General features: G+C 69.1%; 7 protein-coding genes. 1 reads left to right on the top strand and 6 read right to left on the bottom strand.

Features of this window, described 5'->3' with window-relative positions:
• Positions 1 to 105: 105 nt before the first annotated feature.
• The 6 genes from ribD to glyA form a co-directional block, all read right to left on the bottom strand.
• Positions 106 to 1,200 carry a bifunctional diaminohydroxyphosphoribosylaminopyrimidine deaminase/5-amino-6-(5-phosphoribosylamino)uracil reductase RibD gene (gene ribD, locus RTO53_RS18290; protein WP_312239134.1) on the bottom strand — a complete coding sequence of 365 codons (1,095 nt, stop codon included), beginning with the start codon at positions 1,198 to 1,200 and terminating at the stop codon, positions 106 to 108.
• A 61-nt stretch (positions 1,201 to 1,261) separates the two neighbouring features.
• Positions 1,262 to 1,783: a transcriptional regulator NrdR gene (gene nrdR, locus RTO53_RS18285; RefSeq protein WP_256775393.1), complete on the bottom strand. Its 522-nt coding sequence runs from the start codon at positions 1,781 to 1,783 to the stop codon at positions 1,262 to 1,264.
• A gap of 84 nt (positions 1,784 to 1,867) precedes the next feature.
• Positions 1,868 to 2,410 carry a hypothetical protein gene (locus RTO53_RS18280; protein WP_312239133.1) on the bottom strand — a complete coding sequence of 181 codons (543 nt, stop codon included), beginning with the start codon at positions 2,408 to 2,410 and terminating at the stop codon, positions 1,868 to 1,870.
• A gap of 97 nt (positions 2,411 to 2,507) precedes the next feature.
• Positions 2,508 to 2,951 (bottom strand): hypothetical protein, encoded by a 444-nt coding sequence (locus tag RTO53_RS18275; RefSeq protein WP_312239132.1) that lies wholly within the window; start codon positions 2,949 to 2,951, stop codon positions 2,508 to 2,510.
• 4 nt (positions 2,952 to 2,955) lie between these two features.
• Positions 2,956 to 3,348: a hypothetical protein gene (locus tag RTO53_RS18270; protein WP_312239131.1), complete on the bottom strand. Its 393-nt coding sequence runs from the start codon at positions 3,346 to 3,348 to the stop codon at positions 2,956 to 2,958.
• Positions 3,349 to 3,382: 34 nt separating this feature from the next.
• Positions 3,383 to 4,636 carry a serine hydroxymethyltransferase gene (gene glyA, locus RTO53_RS18265; RefSeq protein ID WP_312239130.1) on the bottom strand — a complete coding sequence of 418 codons (1,254 nt, stop codon included), beginning with the start codon at positions 4,634 to 4,636 and terminating at the stop codon, positions 3,383 to 3,385.
• Positions 4,637 to 4,867: 231 nt separating this feature from the next.
• Between glyA and RTO53_RS18260 the strand changes: the two genes are divergently transcribed.
• Positions 4,868 to 8,224 (top strand): autotransporter domain-containing protein, encoded by a 3,357-nt coding sequence (locus RTO53_RS18260; RefSeq protein ID WP_312239129.1) that lies wholly within the window; start codon positions 4,868 to 4,870, stop codon positions 8,222 to 8,224.
• Positions 8,225 to 8,294: the final 70 nt, after the last annotated feature.

Raw genomic sequence — 8,294 nt, 5'->3', positions numbered from 1 at the left:
CGGAGGACATTCGCCGGAAAGGGCATGGGGCCCCAGCGCCCGACCCACCGACGGCGGCCGGCGGCCGTCGACCGCCCCCCACCCCAACCGACCCACGCGCACCGATCACACCCGCAGCAGCAACCGCAGGTCCTCACCCACCTGACGCTGATCCACCACGCGCAGCCGGTGCTGCTGGTCCATCGCATGGATGCCCAGCCCGGAGAGCAGCGGCAAGCCGTGCTCCCCCAGCAGCGTGGGCGCCTGGTAGAGCAGCAGCTCATCGACCCAGCCGCCGGCCAGCAACGCGCCGGCCAGGGTGGCACCGGTTTCGGTGTGCACCTCGTTGATGCCACGTTCGGCGAGAAGGCGCAGCACGGCGCCCAGGTCCAGGCGACCGTCGCGGCTGGGCACACTGGCAAATTCGGCATCGGCGGCGTCCGGCGCGCTTACCGAAGCATCGTGCAGGTACAACGTCGGCGCCCCACCTTCGCGCACGCGGGCGCATTCCAGCGAGCGCAACCGCGTATCGAGCACCACGCGCAGTGGCGGCAGCACCTCGGCATCGGCCAGGCGCACGGTCAGCATCGGGTCGTCGGCCAGCACCGTGTCGGCGCCGGTCAGGATCGCGCCGGCACGCGCGCGCCAGTGCTGCACATCCTCGCGCGCGGCCGCGCCGGTGATCCACTTGGAACGGCCATCGGCCATCGCGGTGCGGCCATCCAGGCTCGCGGCCAGCTTGACCCGCAGCCACGGCCGACCGCGCTCGATGCGCGACAGGAAACCGCGGTTGAGTTCGCGCGCTTGCGCGCCCATCAGCCCTTCGACCACCTCGATGCCGGCTTCGCGCAGCAGCACGAAACCGCCCCCATCCACCTTCGGGAACGGATCACGCATCGCCGCGACCACGCGGCTGATGCCGGCGTCGATCAACGCCAGCGCGCACGGCGGGGTGCGGCCATGGTGCGCGCAGGGTTCCAGGGTGACGTAGGCAGTGGCGCCGCGTGCGCGTTCGCCGGCCTGGCGCAGGGCGAAGACCTCCGCATGCGGCCCGCCGGTGCGCTGGTGCCAGCCTTCACCCACCACTTCGCTGCCATGGGCGATCACGCAGCCGACCATCGGATTGGGCCGTGCGGTATACGCGGCGCGTTCGGCCAGGCGCAGGGCGCGCGCCATGTGCAGGTGGTCGAGGTCGGAGAAGTGGGTCATGGGGGCAGTCATCGAGCGGCAGGTGTTCAGCGCCGATGGTAGCCCAGCGATGGGGACCGCGATGCGGCGGGGCTCAGCCCTTTTTCTTCTTGGTCAACGCGATCACATCGCCCAGCAGTTGCAGCTGTTCGGTGCTGGAAGGCAGTTCGCGTTCGAGCTTTTCGATCTCCTCGCGGAAATCGGCCACGTCTTCGAAGCTGCGGTACACCGAGGCGAAGCGCACGTAGCCGACATGGTCGAGCTTGCGCAGTTCGTTCATCACGAACTCGCCGACCTTGATCGACGGGATTTCACGTTCGCCGCAGATCCGCGCCTGCTGCATCACCGCGCGCACCGCCAGCTCGATCTTGTCTTCGGGCACCGGGCGCTTCTGCAGCGCGCGGTCGAAGCCACTGCGGACCTTGCGCGCATCGAACGCCTCCCGGCTGCCGTCGCTCTTGACGATCGCCGGCAGCTTCAGCTCGATGGTCTCCAGCGTGCTGAAGCGTTCGCTGCAGGCCTCGCACTCACGCCGACGCCGGATCGTCGCCCCGTCTTCAGAGACGCGCGAATCGATCACACGGGTGTCGGCATGCTGGCAGAACGGACAGTACATGGAACGCCTTGCATCAGGAAAACGTCATGCCGTGGTCACGGCAGCGTCGCAACGGTACCTGAGAAGACGTGCCCACAGCAAACATCAAGTCCCGGAAGGCCTGTTCCCGGCAATGTCCCTGTGCCGCAGCCACGCCAGATGCGCCGCGCATCCGCCAGCGGGCACGCTGGGAATCAGGAACAGCACTCCCGGGAACAGACCATGGCCAAAGCCGATGCCGATGTGGACGATCGCGCCCCAGAGCAGGAACTGGGCCAGCAGCGTTGCCAGCAGGAAGCGCCAGCCGCCAGGATCGCCATGCGACAGGGGCCGGTCATGGCACACCCACGCCCGGCCCAGGCGTAACAGCCCGAGTGCGGATACACCCACTGCCACGCTCCACACCACGAAGACAACGATGACCTCTTGAATGGCGCTGCTACGCCCGTGTGCCATCACGAACAGGACCATGAGGAAGCCGCACAGCGCGGCGAGCAGGAGCAGCGGGGCCACCAGAAGGCCGTGCAATATGAACCAGACCTGCTGCGACCCGGCACGCGCGGGCACACCCGACTGCGCTGCCGAACCGGATGGCGTTGCCGAAGCGGCGCCACCGGCAGGCTGGGTTCTACTTACGTCCTGCCGCATGGTCGAGAGGTTCCTTTACCGGGCCAACGGGACCCACCTCGCACACTAAGCGCTGGCCGGGGACCGTTCCATACAACAAGTACGAAGCGCCGTCGGCCTATCGAGGGCGCGAACGCAGCCAAAGCAGGTGCGCCGCGCAGGAGAGCATAGGAATGCCGGGCAGCAGCAGGACAAGGGCGAAAAGCAGCGCAGGCGCCTCGGCGGCACCAAGGGGGAAAAGCGCCTGTAACAAGCCGGTCCAGGTCACGGCCGTTGCCACGATGCCGACCAGCACGCCGGCCCATCGCGTCGGGGACGCGCGCAGTGCCTCGGCGCCGCCGCGCCACCAGCGCAGTGCCAGCGAACACCATGCGACAACGACGAGGCTGGCGCTGGTGAACCACGCCATGGCCCAGCCAGGCACATCGCCCGGCCCACCATATTGGTGAAGCACGTCGCGCAGGCAGAGGCCCACCACGACGAACGCCACCACCGCATGCGGGAGCCCGAACAAGCCCAGATGCAGCAGCAGCCGGCGCCGTCGTGGGTGATGTGCCGCCATCCGGTCAGGTTCCCACGCCGCGCCGCAACCGTACCAGCAGGACCGTGGGCAGCAACAGCGGCGGCCCCGCCAGCAGCAGGACCAGCGCGATCGGGCGGGCGGTCGCCTGCCAGAACGCCATCCCCACCACCGCGATAGCGGCCAGCGCGCCCATGCCCAGGGCAGCCCACGGCCATCGGCCACTGTCCTGCAGTCCGGCTCGTCCCTGACGCAGGTAGCGGGCGCTCAACCACAGCCAGCCCGCCGCTCCGATCAGCCCGGCCCCGCCCCAGCTGCCGATCCACAGACGGGAGGCGCCGTCCAGGTAGGCCGGTTCAACCAGCGCGACCCATACCCCGATCGCCGCCAGGGTGCCCCCTCCGGCGAGGCCGATGATGCCGGTGATGAGGGCCAGCACGGCGTAGGCACGCCGTTGCCGGCCCTGGTCCATATCAGCCGTATACCGGGTACTTGCGGCACTGCGCGCTGACCGCATCACGGACGCGGGCGATCACCGCTTCATCGGCCGGGGCGTCGAGCACGTCGGCGATCCAGTTGGCCAGATCCACGCAGTCCTGCTCGACATAGCCACGGGTGGTGACGGCCGGGGTACCCAGGCGCAGGCCCGAGGTCACGAACGGCGAGCGCGGGTCGTTGGGCACCGAGTTCTTGTTGACGGTGATGTGGGCCTGGCCGAGCGCGGCTTCCGCATCCTTGCCGGACACGTCCTTGCCGATCATGTCCACCAGCATCAGGTGGTTCCGGGTACCGCCGGAGACGATCTTGTAGCCGCGCGCGATCAGCGTGTCGGCCATCGCCTGCGCGTTTTTCACCACCTGCTGCTGGTAGGCCTTGAAGCCCGGCTCCAGCGCTTCCTTGAAGGCCACGGCCTTGCCGGCGATGACGTGCATCAGCGGGCCGCCCTGGATGCCCGGGAACACGATGGACTGCAGCTTTTTCTGCAGCTCTTCGCTGGCGCCCTTGGCGATGATGATGCCGCCACGCGGACCGCGCAGGGTCTTGTGGGTGGTGGAGGTGACCACATGGGCGTGCGGCAGCGGGCTCGGGTAGACGCCGGCGGCGACCAGACCGGCGACGTGCGCCATGTCCACGAACAGGTAGGCGCCGACCTTGTCGGCGATGGCGCGGAAGCGCGCCCAGTCCACCACCTGCGAATACGCCGAGAAACCGGCGACGACCATCTTCGGCTTGTGCTCGACGGCCAGGCGTTCAACCTCGTCATAGTCGATCAGGCCGGCCTCGTCCACGCCGTACTGCACGGCGTTGAACAGCTTGCCCGAGGCGTTGACCTTGGCACCGTGGGTCAGATGACCGCCGTGCGCCAGCGACATGCCCAGGATGGTGTCACCGGGCTGCAGCAGCGCGAAATACACCGCCTGGTTGGCCTGCGAGCCGCTGTGCGGCTGCACGTTGGCATAGTCGGCATCGAACAGCTGCTTGAGGCGGTCGATGGCCAGCTGCTCGGCGATGTCCACGTACTCGCAGCCACCGTAGTAGCGCTTGCCCGGATAGCCTTCGGCGTACTTGTTGGTCAGCTGGCTGCCCTGGGCTTCCATCACCGCCGGGCTGGTGTAGTTCTCGCTGGCGATCAGCTCGACGTGGTCTTCCTGGCGCTGGGTTTCGGCGGCGATGGCCTTGGCCAGTTCGGGATCGTAGGTTTCGATGCGGACGTCACGCGGGAACATCGGTTACTCCAGGCAGGTGAGAGAAGCGATAAGCGATGCATTGTAAGCCCGGCGGCCGGGGCCATGCCCAACGCCGACAAGGGACGGCGCACGCAGGTGCAGTGATTGCGCGCACCAACATTCTGATCTGCGATGCCGTTCCTTGAATTGTTCAGATTAATCGATTTCAAACCCTAAAGTCGTTCAGCCAACGGCCGATACCGCCGATTCAGATCAAAACAGGGGTTGGCTGTGAATCATGTTTACCGCGTGGTCTTCAACCACGCGCTCAAGTGCGTGCAGGTGGTGTCCGAATTCGCCCGGGGCGGCCGTGCGCCGACCCGTTCCGGTGCGCGCCGCGCGCCGCCGCTGGCGCTGCTGTCCGCCGCGATCGCGTTGAGCTGCGCCGCGCCGGCGGCGCAGGCCGTCACCTCGCAGTGGATCGGCGGCGTGGGCGACTGGACCAGCCCGGGCAACTGGATCGGCGGCGTGCCGATCGACCATGGCAATGACGCTCCCAACGATACCGGCTACGTCGACACCGGCACGGCCATCATCGATGGCGTGAGCGCACCCGACGCCGATGAAGTGCACATCGCACGCACCGGCATCGCCGGCCTGAACATCCTCAACGGCGGCTCGCTGGATACCAACACCCTGTACATGGGCACCCAGGTCGGCTCGCAGAGCACGGTGGTGATCGATGGCGCCGGCTCGCAGTGGAGCGCCCGCTACACCATCGGCGTGGGCCACTTCGGCAGCGGCGACCTGACCCTCCGCAACGGCGGCAAGATGACCATCGATATCGGCAGCTACATCGCCTCGATGGCAGGCAGCAACGGCATCGTGCGGGTGCAGGGCATCGGCAGCGAGTGGAACAACCTCGTCGATCTGTTCGCCGGCCAGGCCGGACAGGGCGTCATCGAGGTCAGCGACGGGGGCACGCTCACCTCCCTCAACGGCTACGTCGGCAACCTGGCCGGCAGTACCGGGCGCGTCACGCTGAGCGGCGTGGACAGCCACTGGGACAACGGCGGCGCGCTGACCGTGGGCAACAACGGCCGTGGCACCCTGCAGATCCTGGATGGCGCGCGGGCGACCAGCATCGGCGCACTGTCGGTGGGCAACGGCTCCGGTGCCAACGGCGTGTTGACCGTGTCCGGCGCGGGCGCCCTGCTGGACGCCCGCAGCACGCTGGTGGTGGGCGGCAACGGCGTTGGCCGTGTGGAAATCCTGGATGGCGGCCTGGCCCGGGTACAGGGCAGCATCCAGCTGGGCCGGTCCAACGGTGGCAACGGCACGCTGTCCATCGGCCCCGACGGGCAGCTGGACATCGGCGGCGCACTCCCGGCCAGCATCACCACCGGCAGTGGCACCGGCGTGCTGGAACTGGCCGGTGGCACCCTGCGCGCCAACAGCGTGCTGCGCGTGGACAGCAGCGTACGGCTGTCCGCCGACTCGACCCTGGATGCCGCCAACAACGTGTTGATGCAGCGCGCTTTCAGCGGCACCGGCCAACTGCGCAAGACCGGCGCGGCAGGGTTGACCGTGAGCGCCGACAGCAGCGCCTGGAGCGGCGGCACGCTGGTGGAAGCCGGCACGCTGGCGGTCTATGGCAGCAAGGCACTCGGCACGGGCCGGGTGGCGCTGGACGATGGCACCCGGCTGGAACTCGGCGATGCGGTCGTGCTGGACAACAGCGTGCAGCTGCGTGGCCAGGTGGCAGTCTCGGTCGGCACCGGCAACAGTGTCACGCTGGCCGGCGGCGTAACTGGCACGGCCGGCAGCAGCCTGCTGGTCAAGACCGACGGCGGCCGGCTGGTGCTGGGCGGCAACGCCTTCGGCGGCGATGTCCGCGTCGACGACGGCCGCGTGCTGGCCACCGGCAATGCCCTGCCCACCGGAAACATCGCCATCGGCAGTACCGGCACCTTCCAGATCGATACCACCCGCGTGCTGCAGTACGCCGGACAACTGAGCGGCACCGGCACCTTCGCGCAGGGGCGCCACTGGCTGACCCTGAGCGGGGACAGCAGCGGCTTCGCCGGCACCACCGTGGTCGACCAGGGTCGCCTGATGGTGGACGGTGCACTGGGCGGACAGGTCAACCTGGACAACGGCGCCTACCTGGCCGGCAGCGGCCGGGTGGGCAGCGTGCACCTGCGCTCGGGCAGCGTGCTGGACCCGGGCCCGAACAGCGGCGTGGGCCGACTGACGGTCACCGGCGACCTGGTGTTCGACGCCAGCGCGACCTACCGCGTCGATGTGGCCGCCGACGGCAGCAGCGACCGCGTGGACGTGGCCGGCGCGGCCACGCTGGGTGGCGCGGGCACCGTGGCGGTGGCAGCGGCCGGTGACTGGAAAGTGTCCACGCGCTACACCGTGCTGACCGCCGGTGATGGCGTCGCCGGCACGTTCGGCGGGGTGAGCAGCAATTTCGCCTTCCTTGATCCGAGCCTGAGCTACGACGCCAACAACGTGTACCTGACGATGGCGCGCAACGACGTGTCGATGCCGGACGTGCAGCTGGCGTTCCCGGACGTGGTGGTCAACGACAACCAGAAGGCGGTGGCCGGCGCCGTGGAAGCGCTGGGTACCGGCAACGCGGTCTACGACGCGGTGGTGCGCCTGGAAGTACCGCAGGTGGTACCGGCCTTCGACAGCCTCAGCGGTGAAGTGCATGCGGCCAACCGCGGCGCGCTGCTGCAGAACCGCTTCCTGCACGACGGCATCGACCGCCACCTGGACGGCCGCGCGATCAGCGGCGGCATCGCACCGGGCGTGCGCGTGTGGCTGGCCGGCAGCGGCGGCCAACTGCACACGGACGCCACTGCGGCCAACGTCGGCACGCGCGCGCAGCAGCACGGGCTGATGGCCGGTGCCGGCTGGCAGGTGGGCGAGTCGCTGCAGCTCGGCGTGGCCGCCGGCCAGCAGCAGCTGGACACCCGCCTGCGCGAGCGCGACGCACGCGCCGAGACCGATGCGACCGAGTACGGCGTCTACGCCGACTATGGCTGGCTGGGGCTGCGCCTGCGCGGTGGCGTGACCCGCGCGGACTACCGCACCGACAGCACCCGCACGGCGCAGATCGGCACGACGTTCGCCGAAACGCTGTCGGCCCGCGAGGATGCCACCGCCACCACGGCCTTCGTGCGTGCCGGTTGGACGTTCGGCGGGCCGCGTTTGCAGCTGACGCCGGAAATCGAGCTGGCCCAGGTGCGTCTGGAGAGCGATGGCAGCCAGGAACACGGCGGGCACAGCGCGCTGCGGATCGCCGCTTCCGATAGCCGTTACCGTACCGGTCTGGCGGCGTTGAAGGCCGACTGGGATATCAGCGGTGGCTTGCAGGACAAGGCGGTGGTGACCGCACGCGTGGGTTGGCAGTACGCCGATGGCGACCGCCTGCCGACGGCCACTGCCCGCTTCGTGGAGGGCACGCAGGACTTCGGCACCAGCGCGGCACCGCTGGCGCGCAGCAGCGTGCTGGCCCAGCTCGGCGTGTCGATCAGCCCGTCCGCCAACAGCCGCGTGTCGCTGCAGGTGCAGGGGCGCGATGGGGATGGCCAGCATGATGTTGGTGCCCAGCTGGACTGGTCGGTCGGCTTCTGATGTGAGAGGGAAACGGGTGTGCTGGCCAAAGGCCGGCGCAGCCATCAAAGGGCGCGCCTGCGGGCGCGCC

Source organism: Stenotrophomonas sp. (assembly GCF_031995405.1).
Lineage (GTDB): Bacteria > Pseudomonadota > Gammaproteobacteria > Xanthomonadales > Xanthomonadaceae > Stenotrophomonas.
The sequence above is the reverse complement of the archived record's forward strand: the minus strand, read 5'-3'. Positions and strand labels throughout refer to the sequence as shown.